Source organism: Thermodesulfobacteriota bacterium, assembly GCA_031082315.1.
Taxonomy (GTDB): Bacteria; Desulfobacterota; QYQD01; order QYQD01; family QYQD01; genus QYQD01.
Window position 1 is genome coordinate 137,417 of sequence record JAVHLC010000001.1, and the last position, 16,470, is coordinate 153,886.

Sequence of the window (16,470 nt, forward strand, 5' to 3'; positions counted from 1 at the left end):
GGGGATTTGGTGAATTCATGTATTTAAATGCGGTTGTAATAAAAGTCTGGCTTATCCAGGTCGGGGATCTAACGTGGGGTTAGAACTCAAACAACAGTTAAAGCTTACCCAACAATTGGTGATGACCCCGCAATTGCAGCAGGCCATCAAGATGTTGCAATTGTCCCGGTTAGAACTGTTGGATAGCATCTACCAGGAATTGGAGGCTAATCCGGTACTGGAAGAAGGACCAGAGGAGGACGCCGAGGATTCCCTCGCACCCTCCGAAGAAACTTCAAATGAGGAGATAAGTGTTCAAGACAGAGTGCTCCCTGAAGTGATGGATAGCCAGCGAGCCATGGAAGAACTTAACTGGGAAGATTATATTGATGAATATAACACCAGTAGCGGCGGCTATTCCGCCTATTCATTTGAGGAGAAAGAATCAACTTCTTTTGAGGCCACGTTAAGTCGAAAACCCTCCCTATCCTCGCACCTCATGTGGCAGTTTATTCTGTCACCTTGTACAGAGGAAGAAAAAATTGTCGGTGAGTTGATTATCGGCAACCTGGATGCTGATGGTTATCTTAATGCCTCCCTCTCAGAGATTGCGGCTACTGCACATGTCCCTGAAGAGCTGGTCTTAGAAGTCCTTAAAAAGATTCAAGGGCTTGACCCGGTCGGAGTTGCCGCCCGTGACCTTAAAGAATGTCTGTTGATACAGACCCGGCATCTGGGATTAGAGGGCACGTTAGTCGAGACCATCATATCTAACCATATCCATCAACTAGAGGTCAAAAACTACCAGGCCATCGCCAAGGAGACAGGAGCTTCTTTGGCCGATGTTATCAAGGCCGTGGAGGTGATAACCCGGCTGGAGCCAAAGCCGGGACGGGCTTACAATGGCGAAGAGACCCACTATATCAGCCCGGACATCTACGTCTATAAGGTGGGAGATGAGTTTGTTATCGTCTTAAATGACGAGGGACTGCCGAGGTTGCGGGTAAGTCCATTTTATCGGGGCATCTTGAACCAATCATCGGATGGTGCCGCCCCGGTCAAGGACTATATCCAGGGCAAATTGAGGTCCGCGGTCTGGCTGATCCGAAGCATTCATCAGAGACAGCGCACCATCTATAAGGTAACCGAGAGTATCGTCAAGTTTCAGCGGGAATTTTTGGAAAAGGGCATAGCTTATTTAAAACCGCTTATACTAAAGGACGTGGCTGAGGATGTGGAAATGCACGAGTCAACCGTAAGCAGGGTGACCACGAATAAATATGTTCATACCCCTCAGGGCTTGTTGGAGCTTAAATTCTTTTTCAATACCGGGATCAGTTGTGCACATGGAGAAGTTATGGCTTCAGAAGCGGTAAAAGATAAGATTCGACGTCTGGTCCAATCCGAGAATTCAAGTCATCCGTATAGCGATAAGGAAATTGCCAATATGCTAAATAAAAATGATATTAATATTGCGCGGCGAACAATAGCTAAGTATAGGGAAGTGATGGGAATACTCCCATCTAACCAGAGAAAAAAATTCGCACAATAGCAGTCAGCAAAAACCTCAAGGCTGATAGCTGAAAGCTAAAAGCGCGAAGCCGGAAATAGTTGTTTCCGGATGAGCGCAAAACTGGTTAATCTGTAAAAAGTCAAAATCTTGGACGGCACAGTAAAAAGTTCCAGTTGCAAGGCGCACAAATCCTGAGGAATGAGGCGTAGTTGTAGCTACGCCGCAGTGACGAAGGATGCCGCGCAACGCAGCAAATGGACTTTTTACGAAGCCGTCAAATTTGAATTCAGCCACATGGAGGATTGATCTATGCAAATTTCGGTGACTTTCAGGCACATGGAACCATCAGAGGTTTTACGCAATTACGCTATTGAACGGGTGAAAAAAGTTAAAAAGTTTTTAGAGGGATTTGCCGAGGCCAATGTAACTCTTTCTATCGAGAAGTTTAGACATATAGCCGAGGTAAATATCCTGGCCAATGGAGCAAAAATAGTAGGCCAGGAAGAAACCAACGATATGTACTCGGCCATTGATCTGGTCATGGATAAAATAGAAAAGCAGGTCAAAAGGCACCGGGAAAAGGTAAAAGATAAAAAATCTGTATCCAATACCAGGCCCCCCCGGACCGTGGGCATAAATATCTTAAGTTATGACCGCTCCGAAGGAAAAAACGCCCCCAGAATAATAAAAAGCGAGAGATACCTGGCCAAGCCCATGTACCTGGATGAAGCAGTGATGCAGCTCGACGTCTTAGATAACGAGTTTCTGGTCTTTACTAACGCCGAATCAGAAACCATTAATGTCATTTATAAACGCAAAGATGGTGACTATGGGCTTATTGAGCCGGAGCTAAAATAGATGAGCTCTCGTAAAAAGTCAAAGTTTGGACGGCACAGTAAAAAGCTCCAGTTGCAAGGCGCTCAAATCCTATTATCCGTTGTCCGTCAACAAACCATGCACTTACGGTGAACTGTGAACGGTGAACTATTTCCATAGCTACGCCGCAGTGACGAAGGATGCCGCGCAACGCAGCAAATGGACTTTTTACGAAGCCGTCAAAATAAGATTAATAGAGAAACCAATATGCAAATCAGTGAGTTAATATCTTCGGACCATATAATAACCAACCTTAGAGCCAATTCCAAGCAAGATGCCCTGGCAGAACTGGCGGAAGTGCTTGTACGTAAAAATAAGATACTGGATAAAGAGACCGTGGTCTCCATTTTGCTGGAAAGGGAAAAGTTGGGTAGCACCGGAATAGGAGATGGAGTAGCCATACCCCACGGCAAGTTAAAGGGCCTGGACCGGGTTATCATAGCCCTGGGGCGCAGTCTTTCCGGTGTGCCTTTTGATTCTGTCGATGGGAAACCCGTGCGGCTCCTTTTTCTACTTCTAGCCCCGGAGGAATCGGCCGGCCTGTATCTGCGGATTCTGGCAAAGCTTTCGCGTTTTTTAAAGAATCCCGTCTCTAAGGAAAAATTGCTGGGTGCAAAATCGGCAGAAGAAATGGCCGAGATCATTAAGAGCGAGGGCGAAGAAATTTAATGATTTGGTGTGTATGTTAAAACCGGTCCAGGTTGTTATCATTACAGGACTTTCCGGATCCGGCAAAAGCACTGCGCTTCGCGCCTTTGAGGATCTTGGTTATTATTGTGTTGATAACCTCCCGGTTGTCCTTCTTCCCCAGTTCTTGCACATCCAGGAACCCGCCCCCGGCCAAACTGTCCGGGCGGCGCTGGTAATGGATATGCGCGAACAGGATTTTCTGAAAGAGTATACTGCTATCTTTGCTGACCTTAAAAAAGAGGGCTTTAAATTAGAGATACTTTTCCTCGAGTCTTCAGACGATGTACTGTTAAGAAGATTCAGCCAGACCAGGCGACACCATCCTTTGATCCCTTCTCCGGTAACGACAGTTATGGATGCCATCGCCCTGGAACGGAGGCAATTAGCCCTTCTAAAAGAAGAGGCAGACCGGGTCTTAGATACGAGTTTCTATAATCTCCATCAACTCCGTGGGGCCATTGGCAGTCTGTATGGCTCCCGCGTTGATCTCAATCGTCTGCTCGTTAATCTCCTTTCCTTTGGCTTTAAATATGGCGTCCCCGGCGAGGCAGACATGGTCTTTGATGTGCGTTTTTTGCCTAACCCTTTCTTTGTGCCGAATTTAAAGGAGCTTGACGGGACAAGCCCGCAAGCCAAGGACTACGTCCTAAAAGACCAGACCACACAGACTTTTTTAAGCAAGGTCTCCGAGTTATTGTTTTTTCTTATCCCCTTTTTTAAAAGAGAAGGTAAAATGTACCTTACTATAGCCACCGGTTGTACTGGCGGCAGACACCGCTCGGTGACGGTCACAGAGGAATTAAAGAATATTCTTACGGAGAAGGGCTACGAGGTTGTAGTCCATCATCGGGATATTTTACTGGGCTGATTTTACGGGGGTAACGATGGTCGGTATAGTGTTGGCCACACATGGCAAGCTGGCAGAAGAATTAGTTAAGGTATCTGAATTCATCGTGGGACGGATGGAGCAGGTTACAGCCGTGTCCATAGACCCGACACAAGATGTAGAGATGTTGCGTAAGGAAATCCAAAAAGCTATTAAAAGGGTAGACAGTAGTAACGGCGTTCTCATTTTGACGGACATGTTTGGAGGAACCCCTTCCAATATTAGCCTTTCCTTTCTGGAAGAAGGGAAGATTGACGTCGTCACCGGTGTTAACCTGCCTATGCTGATGAGGTTGACCCATTCTCGTGAAAAATTAACCCTGGCTGAGGTAGCTGAACAGGCTAAATCTTACGGCCGCAAAGGCATCTCTCAAGCCAGCGAAGTACTCAAGAAATAACGGTCTCGTAGAAAGTAAAATTTTACCACAGAGGTCGCCGAGAACGCTGAGATAACACATTAAATGTTTTACAGTTTTTCTCTGCGGACTCTGCGTGCTCAGCGGTGAAAATGTCCGAGGTCACCTCTCACAAGACTTTCTGTAAGATCATCCGGATGACTGAAGATGAGTTACCTGAGATTATGCTCATTGAAAAAGCCTGCTTCCCTGCCCCTTGGACCAAACAAGCCTTCCGTGACGAATTAGTCTGTCCTTTTTCTTATCCTTACGTGGCAAAAGTCAGAAATATTCATCCCTCCCCTGTCCTGGGATATATCTGTTTTTGGATAGTCCTGGATGAACTCCATTTGCTTAACCTGGCCGTTCATCCGGCCCACCGCCGGCAAGGAATCGGCCGAGAACTACTTTCCTTTGCGCTTAAGATGGGAAAAACGGCGGGTACAAAGTTCGCCACCCTGGAGGTCAGACCATCCAATGTTGCAGCCATAACTCTTTATAAAGATGCAGGATTCATTCCGGTAGGCCAAAGGCCGGGATATTATTCAGATAGCCATGAAGATGCAGTTATCATGGAGTATGACTTTCTTAAAAAGGTGCCGGATACGAAAGATATGAGTTGACTTAACTAGTCAAATTTTCTAATATTTTTATATCAGTTCAGTTGGTTGAGAAGTATTTTAAAATCCCTCCCAACCTCCCTTTTCCAAAGGGAGGATAAACATCCCCCTTTGAAAAAGGGGGACTAAGGGGGATTTTTGAGGCGCCGTTTTTCGGACGACTACCTCTTTTCAAGCAGCTAACTGTCACATTTTTTTTATGTTCTCTGTGTGCTCTGTGGTTAATCTTTGACAATACTCTAAACATCGAAGGGGGGAAATATGCCTATTAAAGTAGCCATTAACGGATTTGGTAGAATAGGTCGATTCTTATTACGTATTATTGCCCAACGGCAGGAGAAAGACATAGAGGTAGTAGCCATAAACAGCCGGGCTGATTCTTCAGTCCTGGCTCATCTGCTAAGATACGACTCGGTACATGGCCCGTTTAGCGGCGTTGTGGAGGCAAAGGCCCATGCCCTGACCGTCAATGGCAAAGAAGTCGCTATTACCGGGATTACCGATGACCTGTCCCGTCTGCCATGGCGTGACCTTGGAGTGGATATCGTCCTTGAATCTACGGGTAAATTTAGAGATAAGGAATCGAACCTGAAACACTTACAGGCCGGAGCGCGGAAGGTCATAATTGGCGCGCCGGGCAAAAACGTAGATGCAACAATAGTCATGGGTGTAAATGAAGATAAATATCAGCCGGACAAACACCACATTATCTCTAACGCCTCCTGTACTACCAACTGCCTGGCGCCGGTGGCCAAGGTACTCCACGATGCCTTTGGCATTGAACATGGTCTAATGACTACGGTTCATTCTTATACCATGGATCAGCGCATTCTCGATGGCTCCCATAAAGATCTACGCCGGGCCCGTGCTGCCGGAATGTCTATAGTGCCGACTACCACAGGCGCGGCCGCAGCCGTAGCCAAAGTCATTCCAGAACTGGAAGGAAAGCTGGATGGCCTGTCCGTACGGGTACCCACTCCTGACGTCTCATTGGTTGATCTGGTCGCCGAGATGTCCAGAGAGGTTAAAAAGGAAGATATTAACAGTGCCTTTAAAGAAGTGGCACAGGGTAAGCTGAAGGGGATTTTGGCATATAGCACGGAACCCCTAGTTTCTATTGACTATGCCAGTAGTCCTTACTCAGCCATCGTGGATGCCCCCTTAACCAATGTTATTGGTGGGCGGATGGCCAAGGTTATCGCCTGGTATGATAATGAAAGCGGCTTTTCCTATCGCATAGTTGATCTGGCGCTTTACATGGGCAAGTATCTTAACTAGTTTCCATCCGGAAACTGTCGTTTCCGGATCAAGCTTTCAGCCCTCAGCGATCAGCTCTCAGTTAAAAACTAGGATAAACAGTATGTTAAGCTGAATGCTGATAGCTGAAAGCTGACTGCTTATATAAAACTAAGAAGGGGGTTTTGCGTGAAATACATAAATGAGGTCGATATCAGGGAAAAACGCCTTTTAATCCGCGTGGATTTCAATGTCCCCTTAGACGAGCATGGCAATATAACCGATGACGTTCGCATTCGAAGCGTCTTGCCGACTATCAATCACGCCCTGGATGAACATGCCAAAATCATCCTTACCTCACATATGGATCGGCCCAAGGGGCAGGTGATGGAAGAGTGTCGACTTACACCGGTTGCCAAGCGGCTTTCCAGATTATTACACAAGGATGTAACCATGGCGCCGGACTGTATAGGTGAAAAAGTGAAGGCGCTTATTGCCAAAATGCAGCCCGGAGACATAATACTTCTCGAAAATTTACGATTTCACCCGGGTGAAGAAAAAAACGATCCTGAATTCGCAAAACAATTGGCTGAACTGGCAGACATCTATGTAAACGATGCCTTTGCCGTGACCCATCGGGCCCATGCCTCGGTAGTCGGTGTTACGGATTATTTCAAGGAATGTGTGGCCGGTTTTCTTATGAAAACGGAGATGGACTATTTCCATCGTTCCATGGAGGATCCGGCCAGGCCCCTGGTAGCGGTCATTGGCGGGGCCAAGGTGTCCGGTAAACTAACCGCTCTGGAAAATTTACTCTATAAAGTAGATAAGATGATTATCGGCGGGGCCATGGCCAATACATTTCTTAAAAGTGTTAACTGGAACGTTGGGAAATCAAAGGTAGAAGATGCCCTCCTGGATACTGCCAAACATTTGCTCATGCTGGCCAAAGAGAAAGGGGTCAAGCTTTACCTTCCGGTTGACTGCGTAGTGGCTGAACGGCCTGACCCCAAGGCAGAGACAAAAATTACCACCGTTCAGGAGATACCCTCTGACTGGTATGTAATGGATATCGGACCGGCAACCGGGACTCTCTTTTCTGAGGCCTTACAGGGCGCCAAAACCATTATCTGGAACGGGCCTATGGGGGCCTTTGAGATGGATGCCTTTAGCCGCGGCACCATGTCCATGGTGCGGGCTATCGCCAATTCCTATGCCCTGACCATTGTCGGCGGCGGAGATACGGACGTAGCAGTGCACAGGGCCGGCGAGACAAATAATATTTCTTATATATCCACCGGCGGCGGGGCCTTCCTGGAACTCCTGGAAGGGAAAAAACTGCCGGGGATTGTCGCATTGGAGCGTTTCAACTGGAACATGGAGGACTGACAGATGGCCCGCAACCCCATAGTGGCCGGTAACTGGAAGATGTATAAGACCATCCCGGAGGCCGTAGCCCTGATCAATACGCTAATATCCGGGGCGTCCGGGATTTCGGATCGGGAAATAGTCGTGGCCCCACCCTTTACCGCCCTTGCGGCCGTAGCCAGGGCGCTCGATGGCAGTGGAATCTCCCTTTCCGGCCAGAATACCTGCTGGGAGAATGAGGGGGCCTACACGGGAGAAGTCTCTCCTGCAATGTTGAAGGATGTCGGCTGCCGGTATGTTATCATCGGGCATTCCGAGCGCCGCCATATTTTTGGGGAGAGGGATGAGACGATTGCCCGGAAAATAAGGGCTGCCCTGGATGCCGGTCTTCAGCCTATTTTCTGTATCGGAGAAATCTTGGAAGAGAGAGAAACGGGAAAAACCCTAACCGTTCTCAGAAGGCAGGTTAAGAAAGGTCTTAAACTGATACAAGGCGCGGATATGGACAAGGTAGTCATTGCCTATGAACCCGTGTGGGCTATCGGCACGGGAAAAACCGCGACCAATGAGCAGGCCCAGGAGGCGCATTCCTTCATTCGCACGCTGCTGGAAGGGCTGTTTGAGAAAAATATTGCGTCAGATTTGAGAATATTGTATGGTGGGAGCGTTAAAGCAGGGAATGTGGACGGTCTCATGGCCCAACCGGATATTGACGGTGTGTTGGTTGGGGGAGCTTCACTTGAGGCCGATTCTTTTTTACGCATCATTAAATTTGAGCGTTAGGGTCTAAAATGTATACGCTGGTTGTTGTTTTGCATATCCTGGTTTGTTTGTTTCTGATTGCCATCGTACTCTTACAGACGGGCAAGGGTGCGGATATCGGGGCGGTTTTCGGCGGGTCAAGCCAGACGCTTTTTGGGAGCGCCGGTCCAGGCACGTTTCTTAGCAAACTTACAGCCATAGCGGCAGTTATTTTCATGGTGACTTCCCTAGGGTTGGCCTATCTAATCAGTCATCGCGAGAGCGCCTCAGTTGTGAAGGGCGTACAGTCGGCGCCGGTGGCCCCGGCTCCGTTACAGACACAGCCGGCTTTTCCTGAGCCGCCCATGCCAGCACAGCCCAAGACTAAGTAAAGGGTCGTATAGAGCAGCGAGCTTTGCCGAAGTGGTGGAACTTGGTAGACACGCCATCTTGAGGGGGTGGTAGGCCATGCCTGTGCGGGTTCGAGTCCCGCCTTCGGCACCAAAGACCATAAAATCCCTGAGATTTTTAAGTCTCAGGGATTTTTTTACAACCGCATCATCTTGAACATGCATAGCGAGCACTAACCCCGCTGCAAGCTGCGGGGAGCTTCAATCCGGCAACGTTACCTCTTTATCACCCCAGGTTATCACATCCGGCACGTAGAAAAGTTTAATGGCCTTATGCGCTTTCTTGCGTAGATACTCAAAGAGGCCCTCGGCCAGTGTAACCCTGGTCATATCCGGGCCGCATTCCCAGGAAGCCAGACAGGACAATTCGACCAGATACCAGTCGCCCCTTGTTTCGTGGCGATAAATCCCCCAGAGGAGTTTGGACTTCTCTCCCCCTTCTTTATCCTTTTCATACTCATAAAGCCTGAGAATCGGCCCGTAATTGCGTTCAAATCCCTCGTCTTCAAGCGGAATAATGGCCGGGAAATGGAGAAAGGCCGAGCCATCCCGCCGGGTTTTAAGATAAAAGAGCGGCCAGACCCGGGCAACGCTTTCCTCTTCTTTTTTCTCCGGCCAGACCGTGGTTTCTGACTTGTTGATGATTAAAAAACGGTAGGTGGTCTTTTCTGCCTTGTCCTCCTCCATATTCTCCTTAGAGTACTCATAAACCGGCCAGAGGAGAGAAAACTCGTAGCTGTCCGGCTTTTGTTTCTCCGAGAAAATGGGCCAGAACTTTTTGACGTTATAATCTTCACTTTTTGCATACTGGATAAATGGCCAGGGCATATCCCATTGCGTGTAATCATTACGCCGGTCATGGTAGTAATTGAAAAAAGGCCAGAGGATTATCTTCTTATTTTCTATATCCGATGTTTCTGAGATATAAAGCGGGAACAGCATCCACTTCGTCTTTGGCGCGTCGGTATCCAGGTCTTCCCTGTAGTGAAAGAAAAAAGGCCAGAGGACAAAGGAGCGGTCATATTCACCCCCTTTTTTCTCATACCCGTAAAGCGGCCACAAGCGGAAGGCCTGCTCCTCGTCGCCTTTTGTCCAGGAAAGTATCGGCCAGAGGATGGTCGTCTTTTTGTTACCTTCCCATCTGGCTGTTGAGTAGAGAGGCCAGAGGACAAAGGTTATCTCATCTCTTCCAAACCGCTCTTTGAACCGGCCGTAGATAGGAAAAAGCCCGGCGTAGGGATCACCCGTTTTTGTCCTGCCCCAGAAGACCGGAAAGAAGCCAAAGTCTTTTTTTTGTCCGTCTTCCGGCGTTTCCTTGAGGTTCTTATGGCCGGAAATAATCGGTATGAACTGGGTGTACTTTTCCTCCGGGGTGAGCCTGTACTTGCCAAGGGGATAGAGAAACTGCCATTCTTTAGTCTCTTTTTCGCGATCGTGATGATAAGAGAGAAGGGGTCTTACGGCCCACCCTTCTTCCTTTGAACTTGAATAGGCGCTATAGAAAGGACCGACAGCATCCACTTCTTGTTTTGCCTCTTTCCGGTCGGACTGGTGAAAAAAAACAGGAGAAAAATTATCACGCCGGCCCTGCCCGTTGAAAGCGGCACAGCCCATGCCAAGCAAGCCGAATATGAGCGCTATGGCTAAGAGAAATCCGGACTTTTCCCATTTTAAATGGAACCCGATGTTTCTGAGCGAAACTTGCTCCACTAACGCAACACCGTTCCCACCACAGTCCCAAGGACGCTTACAGGCACCTGCTCCTGTATGCCGGTAGTGGCCTTGGTCACGCTTTTAACGGCCTTCTTAGTCTCATCATAAAGGCTGGGATCATTGACCAGTTTGCCGAGAGTGCCTTCGCCTTTATCCACCTTCTGAGCCACATTATGCAGTGTATCCACGGTATCTTTGGCCTTGTTATAGAGAGTTTCATCGTTGACTAATTTACCCAGTGTGCCCTCGCCTCTTTCTACCTTCTGGGCCACCTCGCTTAATGTCCCCATCGTCTCTTCCAAGTTGCTCATTGTTTTTTCCGCCTTGTTATACAAGGTCTCATCTTTGACCAGCTTGCCCAGCGTACCCTTGCCGGCCTCTACGTCGCCGGATATGTTTTTAAAAGAGGCCGAGGCATCGCGCAGATCCGCCATAAGGCCCTTAAAATTTGTCTGGTTTTCTTCATCACCCACAAACTTATTAAGGCCGGCAGCCACGGACTGGATATCATCCAGGGCCGGTTCCACCTTGACCAAAAGCTGGTCAAGGTCTGCAGCAGAAACGGTTTTGGCAATAGCGCCTTCAGGAGGGATATAAGCCTCTTCTCTCCCTTGCATTATTTCAATGAATTTGTCGCCCAGGACTCCCTTGGTGCGGATCATGGCCTTGGCATCTTTCCTGATCTTTACCTGGGGCGAAATCACCATATCCACCCTGGCCTGACCATCTTTCAGGGTAACGTCTTTAACCCGCCCGATCTCTATCCCGGCCATTTCCACCGGACTGTCCTTTACTAACCCGGAGACGGAATCAAAGACCGCGGATACATGGTAGCCCTTCTCTCTACCCAGATCAACCTTACCGAGGCGTATGCTCATGTAAGCCAAAATTATCAGACCTATCAGCACAAAGACGCCGACCTTAATCTCCGGACCAAAACCTTTTTTATCCATAAACAGTCCTCCTTACTCGGCTTCACGCTTTCAGCGATCAGCGATTAGCTGTCAGCAGAATCTAAGACAAACAAGACATTAAGCTGAATGCTGATTGCTGATTGCTCCATCCGGAATCCTTGGGTTCCGGATGGAAAATAGTCAGGAGCTAATAATTTTGTCCTCGGAAATCCCCTGCAGGAATCCCTGGACGATCGGGTTCTCAGAATTACGGAAACTCTCCGGGTCCCCGGTCTCTATAATCTTCCCCTTGTAGAGCATGGCTATCTTGCTTGCTATCTTAAACGTACTCTGAATATCATGGCTGATAACTACACAGGTGAGGCTAAGCCTTCTCTGTATGCCCAGAATAAGCTCGTCTATAGCCGCGGTCATTATGGGATCCAGACCGGTAGTCGGTTCATCAAACAAAATTATCTCCGGATCCATGGCAATAGCGCGGGCCAGCCCCACCCGCTTTTTCATACCCCCGGAAAGTTCTGAAGGATATTTGTCTTCAATCCCGGAGAGACCTACATCGGCCAGCTTGCCGGCAACTATTTGGGCTATTTCTTTTTTGCTCAGATCGGTATGCTCAGCCAGGGGGAAAGCTATATTTTGACCAACCGTCATAGAATCAAAAAGAGCTGCATCCTGGAACAACATACCAAAGCGGTGCCGAATCTTATAGAGTTCTTTCTCTTTTAGCTGCGTAATATCGACATCATCGATGAAGACATGCCCGGCATCCGGCCCGATAAGGCCGATGATGTGCTTTAAGAGGACGCTCTTGCCCCCGCCGCTCCGCCCGATGATGACCGTTATCTCTCCCTTGTTTATCTCCAGGTTGATCCCGTCGAGCACCTTAAGCTTATTGAATGACTTATGTAAATCCACCAGCTTGATCATCGTGGACGCCTTCTTAGAAAAGCAGTGAGGTCAGTATGTAGTCTCCAACCAGTATGCTGACAGAGGACACGACTACGGACTCAGTAGTAGCCCGCCCCACCCCTTCCGCGCCGCCTCTGGTATGGTAACCCTTGTAACAGCCGATTAACGTAAGAAGCAGCCCGAAACATACGGACTTGAAAAGGCCGTTAAAAATATCCGACAGCTCCACCAATTCTATCATCTTAGCCATGAAGATGCCGGGGTTGATCTTAAGCAGGCCCACACCAATTATATATCCCCCCACAATGCCGACAAAGTCATCAATAACCGTGAGGATGGGGACAACCAGAATACCGGCAATAATTCGCGGCACAACCAGATATTTGACCGGATTTATGGCCATAACCGCCAGGGCATCGATCTGTTCCGTAACCCTCATGGTCCCTAGCTCCGCGGCTATGGCCGACCCCGCCCGTCCGGTAACCATGAGTGCGGTTAAAACCGGACCCAATTCCCGTGTCATGGAAAGGGCGACAGTAGCCCCGAGGAGCGACTCGCCGCCGAATTTGCGGAAGGCATAATAACTCTGTAAGGCCAGAACCCCACCGGTAAAGAGGCCTGTAAGTATAACGATAAAAATTGATTTAACGCCTATGAACTCCATTTGCTTGAAGATATTACGTATGCGCAAGGGTGGTATGAATGCCCAGCTAAGGGCGCTTATAAGCATAATGGCTATGTCGCCCATCTGGCTAATGGCGGAGAGTGTTTTGTGGCCGATAGCAAAGAAAAATCTGCGCATAGTAATCAGTACATCGGAACAGAGGATTTTTTACCTAAATTGTTTTCATCCGGAAACTGCCGTTTCCGAATGAAAGCTCTCAGCGATCAGCTTTCAGCCGTCAGCAAAAAATAAGACAAACAACATGTTAAGCTGAACGCTGATAGCTGACTGCTGACCGCTTCATCCAGAAAACCGGGGTTTTCGGATGGAAACTAAATTGTTTTTCTACTATACCTCAAGAGGACAGTCCAACAATTTTTTAAGCAGGGCAGGCCGAAGATCCGCCCCTAGCGGTGCGGGCAGTGATAAGCTGATTTATCGCTTTCTGTATCCCGGCCTGGACGGCATCGATGACATCATGTCCATCAATCCGGCATATGAACCTATCGTTAAGACTCAGGAATATATCCTGCACTCGCCTCAGGTAATCTTCCTTTTCGAAATTATTAGGCTTTTCCCTGCGATTATTTCTGATACGTTCAACGGTTTCATCCGGCCGGGCTATGAGCAGGATGACCAGGTCGGGAACAGGCGCGAACTCCTCATTTCTCCGCCTGATATCCGGCACGGACAACCCCATCGCCCCCTGGTAGGCCATGGTAGAAAAATAATAACGGTCGGTGATAACAATCCAGCCCTCATGCAAGGCCGGTTTTATGACCTCTTTCACATGCTGCCTGCGGTCATTGATAAACAAATCCAGCTCTTCCTGAGGGGTAACCTTCTGTCTGCTCACGAAGAGTTCACGGATTTTCTGCCCATAAGGGCCATCTGTGGGTTCCCGGGTCAGAAGGACGTTATGACCCTGGTCTTTAAGATAGTTGTAAAGTAACCGCGCCTGAGTCGTCTTACCGGCGCCGTCAATCCCTTCAAAGGCAATAAGGCATCCGCCTGCGGAGGACATCTTCAAAAGGCCGTCCCTTTGCATTAGTGACGGAAAATCTTTAGCATTAGTCTCTTTGGACATGGATTATATATCTCCGTAGTCTGCTGAAGGCGGACAGGTTGCAGCCATTATATCCGAACCCTTGCCAACTTCTTAGCATTTTCTTGTGTCCCGTCCTATGGTTTTTTATCATAATCAGACTATTTTATTCATAACCATCTAAAATAATTAACTATTATTTGAATGGCCGGGCATCCCGCCTCTATTCCAACCCCCGGCCGTGCAGATAAAGCATTTAATTTTATGTTCGAAAAATTAGTAAATTATGATTTAGATAAATTTTTTGATTGACATACAATATATGGTACGTTTATCATCTCTCACATACTAAATAAAAGATGGGAAGAAAAATGGGCACTGTCGCAGAAATAAACAAGATGGCAACCACATCGGCCTCAATCAGCCAGGAGAGGGTGGTTATAAACGAAACCACAGATATGGCGCTTTTCGTGCGTACCTCCCAGGAAGATATCATGGGCTGGGACCGCAAGCGCATCGTAGAGGCCCTTCTCCGGGAGACGTTCATCGATAGAGATACGGCGGAAAACATCAGTTGCCAGGTAGAAGAGTTTATTCGTTCATCCAGCATAAAGATGGTGACCGGCCCTCTTATTCGTGAACTGGTAAACGCCAAACTCCTGGAGCTTAACCTGGAGGATACCCGGCGCATGCACACCCGCCTGGGGGCCCCGCTTTATGATGTTGACCAGCTTCTTGTCCACCCGAACAAGGAAAATGCCAACGTGCCGCATGGTCCGGAGGCCACCAATCTGACCCTGGCCGAGTGGATTAAGAAAGAGTACGCCCTCCTGCATGTCTTTACTCCTGAGGTAAGCGATGCCCACCTCAAGGGCGACATCCATTTACATGACCTTGGTTTTATTGACCGTCCTTATTGTTCAGGGCAGTCATTGGAATACATTAAAAAATTTGGGCTGAACCTTCCCAACTCCCTGGCTATGGCCAAGCCGGCCAAACATCCGGAGGTCCTCCTGGCCCACATGGTAAAATTCGCCGCCGCTCTCCAGAGCCACTTTGCCGGGGCTATAGGCTGGGATGCGGTTAACCTCTTCTTCGCTCCCTACCTGGTGGGCATGAGTGATAGAGAAGTCAAACAGATAGCCCAGATGCTGGTCTTTGAGTTTTCTCAGCAGGCCGTCGCCCGCGGAGGTCAGGCTATATTCTCGGACATCAACCTCTACTGGGAAGTCCCCAAGCACTTTGCGGACGTACCGGCCATCGGTCCGGAGGGGAAATATACCGGCAAGACCTATGGAGAATACGAAAAAGAGGCCCAGCGTTTTGTCTGGACGATATTTGACGTCTATAAAGAAGGTGACGGGGCCGGACGTCCGTTTTTCTTCCCCAAACCCCTGGTGCATATTACGGAGAAATTTTTCCAGACCCCGGGACACATGGAGTTTCTGCATCATATCTGTGACGTGGCCTCAAGTATGGGAAATACGTATTTTGTCTTCGATCGGGGCGATACGGCCAAAATATCCGAGTGTTGCCGCCTCAGCTTCAAACTGGAGGCCTCGGACCTTGAGGATGCCCGTGAGCCATGGCGCATGCGTTATTGCGCCCTGCAAAATGTGACCATTAACCTGCCGCGTATTGCCTACGAGGCGAACGGTGATGATACTAAATTCTTCACGCTTCTGAACGAAAGAATGAAGCTCGCAGTAAATGCCCATCGCCAGAAGAAGGGTTTTATTGAAAAGCTCCTCTCATACGGGGAAAAGGGTCCGCTGGCCCTTTTGATGATGGACCAGGACGGATCCCCCTACCTCCGCCTCCAGCGAGCCACCTATCTTCTGGGCATGGTAGGACTCAATGAGATGATCCAGTATCATAAGGGCGACGAACTCCATGGGTCACCCGCAGCCATGAAGTTTGGCCTTAAGATCATCGCCCATATGAAGCTCCTGGCAGACAAGTTATCAAAACAGCATAATATGCGGTTCGTTCTGGAGCAGACGCCGGCCGAGAGCACTTCTTACCGCTTTGCCAAACTGGATCAGCGGTATTATCCTTCGGCTGCACAGAAGGTAATCAAGGGAACCCTTGCCTACGGTGAGATTTACTATACCAACTCCACCCTGTTCAATGTCTCCCATCCTATGAATCCTATAGAACGCGTCCGGGCAGAGGGACTTTTCCATCCGCTCATCGAGGCCGGGTCGCTTACCCATATCTGGTTGGGCGAATCCCATCCTGATCCCAAGGCCCTAGCCGATTTTGTCATAAAGGTCTTCCGCTGGACACAAAATGATCAGATCACGTTTTCTCCTGAGTTTACTTCCTGCCGTGACTGCGGGAAGACCAGCCGGGGCCTCAAGGAAGCGTGTCCTTACTGTCAGTCGAGGAATGTGGATGGCATTACGCGCATCACCGGTTATTTCACCAAGGTATCCAGTTGGAATAAGGGCAAGCTGGGAGAACTTAAAGACCGTTACCGGAGTACGATGTAGGACAATTAATAATTTGA

General features: G+C 48.7%; 16 protein-coding genes and 1 tRNA gene. 12 read left to right on the forward strand and 5 right to left on the reverse strand.

What is annotated here, in order from left to right; all coding sequences use genetic code 11:
• The first annotated feature begins 73 nt into the window (after window positions 1-73).
• The 11 genes from rpoN (at window position 74) to RDU59_00680 (ending at window position 8,807) form a co-directional block, all read left to right on the forward strand.
• A complete protein-coding gene (gene rpoN, locus RDU59_00630) occupies window positions 74-1,531 on the forward strand; it encodes an RNA polymerase factor sigma-54 (protein MDQ7836988.1) in 1,458 nt (485 codons plus the stop codon).
• Between the two features lie 270 nt (window positions 1,532-1,801).
• Window positions 1,802-2,350, forward strand: a complete 549-nt coding sequence (gene raiA, locus RDU59_00635; GenBank protein ID MDQ7836989.1) for a ribosome-associated translation inhibitor RaiA — start codon at window positions 1,802-1,804, stop codon at window positions 2,348-2,350.
• A 225-nt stretch (window positions 2,351-2,575) separates the two neighbouring features.
• Window positions 2,576-3,037: a PTS sugar transporter subunit IIA gene (locus tag RDU59_00640; GenBank protein ID MDQ7836990.1), complete on the forward strand. Its 462-nt coding sequence runs from the start codon at window positions 2,576-2,578 to the stop codon at window positions 3,035-3,037.
• 13 nt (window positions 3,038-3,050) lie between these two features.
• Complete coding sequence (gene rapZ, locus RDU59_00645) at window positions 3,051-3,926, forward strand: RNase adapter RapZ (protein ID MDQ7836991.1); 876 nt, start codon at window positions 3,051-3,053, stop codon at window positions 3,924-3,926.
• A gap of 16 nt (window positions 3,927-3,942) precedes the next feature.
• Complete coding sequence (locus RDU59_00650) at window positions 3,943-4,341, forward strand: PTS sugar transporter subunit IIA (protein MDQ7836992.1); 399 nt, start codon at window positions 3,943-3,945, stop codon at window positions 4,339-4,341.
• 110 nt (window positions 4,342-4,451) lie between these two features.
• Window positions 4,452-4,961, forward strand: a complete 510-nt coding sequence (gene rimI / locus RDU59_00655; protein ID MDQ7836993.1) for a ribosomal protein S18-alanine N-acetyltransferase — start codon at window positions 4,452-4,454, stop codon at window positions 4,959-4,961.
• Window positions 4,962-5,219: 258 nt separating this feature from the next.
• Window positions 5,220-6,236: a type I glyceraldehyde-3-phosphate dehydrogenase gene (gap, locus tag RDU59_00660; GenBank protein ID MDQ7836994.1), complete on the forward strand. Its 1,017-nt coding sequence runs from the start codon at window positions 5,220-5,222 to the stop codon at window positions 6,234-6,236.
• Window positions 6,237-6,383: 147 nt separating this feature from the next.
• Window positions 6,384-7,583: a phosphoglycerate kinase gene (locus RDU59_00665; GenBank protein ID MDQ7836995.1), complete on the forward strand. Its 1,200-nt coding sequence runs from the start codon at window positions 6,384-6,386 to the stop codon at window positions 7,581-7,583.
• A gap of 3 nt (window positions 7,584-7,586) precedes the next feature.
• The gene (tpiA, locus tag RDU59_00670) at window positions 7,587-8,345 is read left to right on the forward strand and encodes a triose-phosphate isomerase (GenBank protein MDQ7836996.1); all 759 of its coding nucleotides are present in this window, start codon (window positions 7,587-7,589) and stop codon (window positions 8,343-8,345) included.
• A gap of 8 nt (window positions 8,346-8,353) precedes the next feature.
• Window positions 8,354-8,695 (forward strand): preprotein translocase subunit SecG, encoded by a 342-nt coding sequence (gene secG / locus RDU59_00675; protein MDQ7836997.1) that lies wholly within the window; start codon window positions 8,354-8,356, stop codon window positions 8,693-8,695.
• A gap of 25 nt (window positions 8,696-8,720) precedes the next feature.
• Window positions 8,721-8,807 (forward strand) — tRNA-Leu (locus tag RDU59_00680).
• A 107-nt stretch (window positions 8,808-8,914) separates the two neighbouring features.
• Here RDU59_00680 and RDU59_00685 read toward each other — a convergent pair.
• From RDU59_00685 to tmk, 5 genes are all read right to left on the reverse strand, one after another.
• Window positions 8,915-10,423 (reverse strand): hypothetical protein, encoded by a 1,509-nt coding sequence (locus RDU59_00685; GenBank protein ID MDQ7836998.1) that lies wholly within the window; start codon window positions 10,421-10,423, stop codon window positions 8,915-8,917.
• Complete coding sequence (locus RDU59_00690; GenBank protein ID MDQ7836999.1) at window positions 10,423-11,379, reverse strand: MlaD family protein; 957 nt, start codon at window positions 11,377-11,379, stop codon at window positions 10,423-10,425. Before RDU59_00690 ends, RDU59_00685 begins: the two co-directional genes overlap by 1 nt.
• A 141-nt stretch (window positions 11,380-11,520) precedes the next feature.
• Window positions 11,521-12,267 (reverse strand): ABC transporter ATP-binding protein, encoded by a 747-nt coding sequence (locus RDU59_00695; protein ID MDQ7837000.1) that lies wholly within the window; start codon window positions 12,265-12,267, stop codon window positions 11,521-11,523.
• Window positions 12,268-12,280: 13 nt separating this feature from the next.
• Entirely contained in the window at window positions 12,281-13,051 is a 771-nt protein-coding gene (locus tag RDU59_00700; protein ID MDQ7837001.1) for an ABC transporter permease, read from the reverse strand.
• Window positions 13,052-13,292: 241 nt separating this feature from the next.
• Entirely contained in the window at window positions 13,293-14,000 is a 708-nt protein-coding gene (tmk, locus tag RDU59_00705; GenBank protein ID MDQ7837002.1) for a dTMP kinase, read from the reverse strand.
• A gap of 329 nt (window positions 14,001-14,329) precedes the next feature.
• On the opposite strand from tmk, the gene nrdD reads away from it, so the two are divergent.
• Entirely contained in the window at window positions 14,330-16,453 is a 2,124-nt protein-coding gene (gene nrdD / locus RDU59_00710; protein MDQ7837003.1) for an anaerobic ribonucleoside-triphosphate reductase, read from the forward strand.
• The last annotated feature ends 17 nt before the right edge of the window (window positions 16,454-16,470 follow it).

Excerpts from the sequence above, each read along its gene's own strand:
- raiA (MDQ7836989.1), top strand. The coding sequence starts at position 1,802 with ATGCAAATTTCGGTGACTTTCAGGCACATGGAACCATCAGAGGTTTTA.
- RDU59_00640 (MDQ7836990.1), top strand. The coding sequence starts at position 2,576 with ATGCAAATCAGTGAGTTAATATCTTCGGACCATATAATAACCAACCTT.
- rapZ (MDQ7836991.1), top strand. The coding sequence starts at position 3,051 with ATGTTAAAACCGGTCCAGGTTGTTATCATTACAGGACTTTCCGGATCC.
- RDU59_00650 (MDQ7836992.1), top strand. The coding sequence starts at position 3,943 with ATGGTCGGTATAGTGTTGGCCACACATGGCAAGCTGGCAGAAGAATTA.
- rimI (MDQ7836993.1), top strand. The coding sequence starts at position 4,452 with ATGTCCGAGGTCACCTCTCACAAGACTTTCTGTAAGATCATCCGGATG.
- gap (MDQ7836994.1), top strand. The coding sequence starts at position 5,220 with ATGCCTATTAAAGTAGCCATTAACGGATTTGGTAGAATAGGTCGATTC.
- tpiA (MDQ7836996.1), top strand. The coding sequence starts at position 7,587 with ATGGCCCGCAACCCCATAGTGGCCGGTAACTGGAAGATGTATAAGACC.
- secG (MDQ7836997.1), top strand. The coding sequence starts at position 8,354 with ATGTATACGCTGGTTGTTGTTTTGCATATCCTGGTTTGTTTGTTTCTG.
- RDU59_00690 (MDQ7836999.1), bottom strand. The coding sequence starts at position 11,379 with ATGGATAAAAAAGGTTTTGGTCCGGAGATTAAGGTCGGCGTCTTTGTG.
- RDU59_00695 (MDQ7837000.1), bottom strand. The coding sequence starts at position 12,267 with ATGATCAAGCTGGTGGATTTACATAAGTCATTCAATAAGCTTAAGGTG.
- RDU59_00700 (MDQ7837001.1), bottom strand. The coding sequence starts at position 13,051 with ATGCGCAGATTTTTCTTTGCTATCGGCCACAAAACACTCTCCGCCATT.
- tmk (MDQ7837002.1), bottom strand. The coding sequence starts at position 14,000 with ATGTCCAAAGAGACTAATGCTAAAGATTTTCCGTCACTAATGCAAAGG.
- nrdD (MDQ7837003.1), top strand. The coding sequence starts at position 14,330 with ATGGGCACTGTCGCAGAAATAAACAAGATGGCAACCACATCGGCCTCA.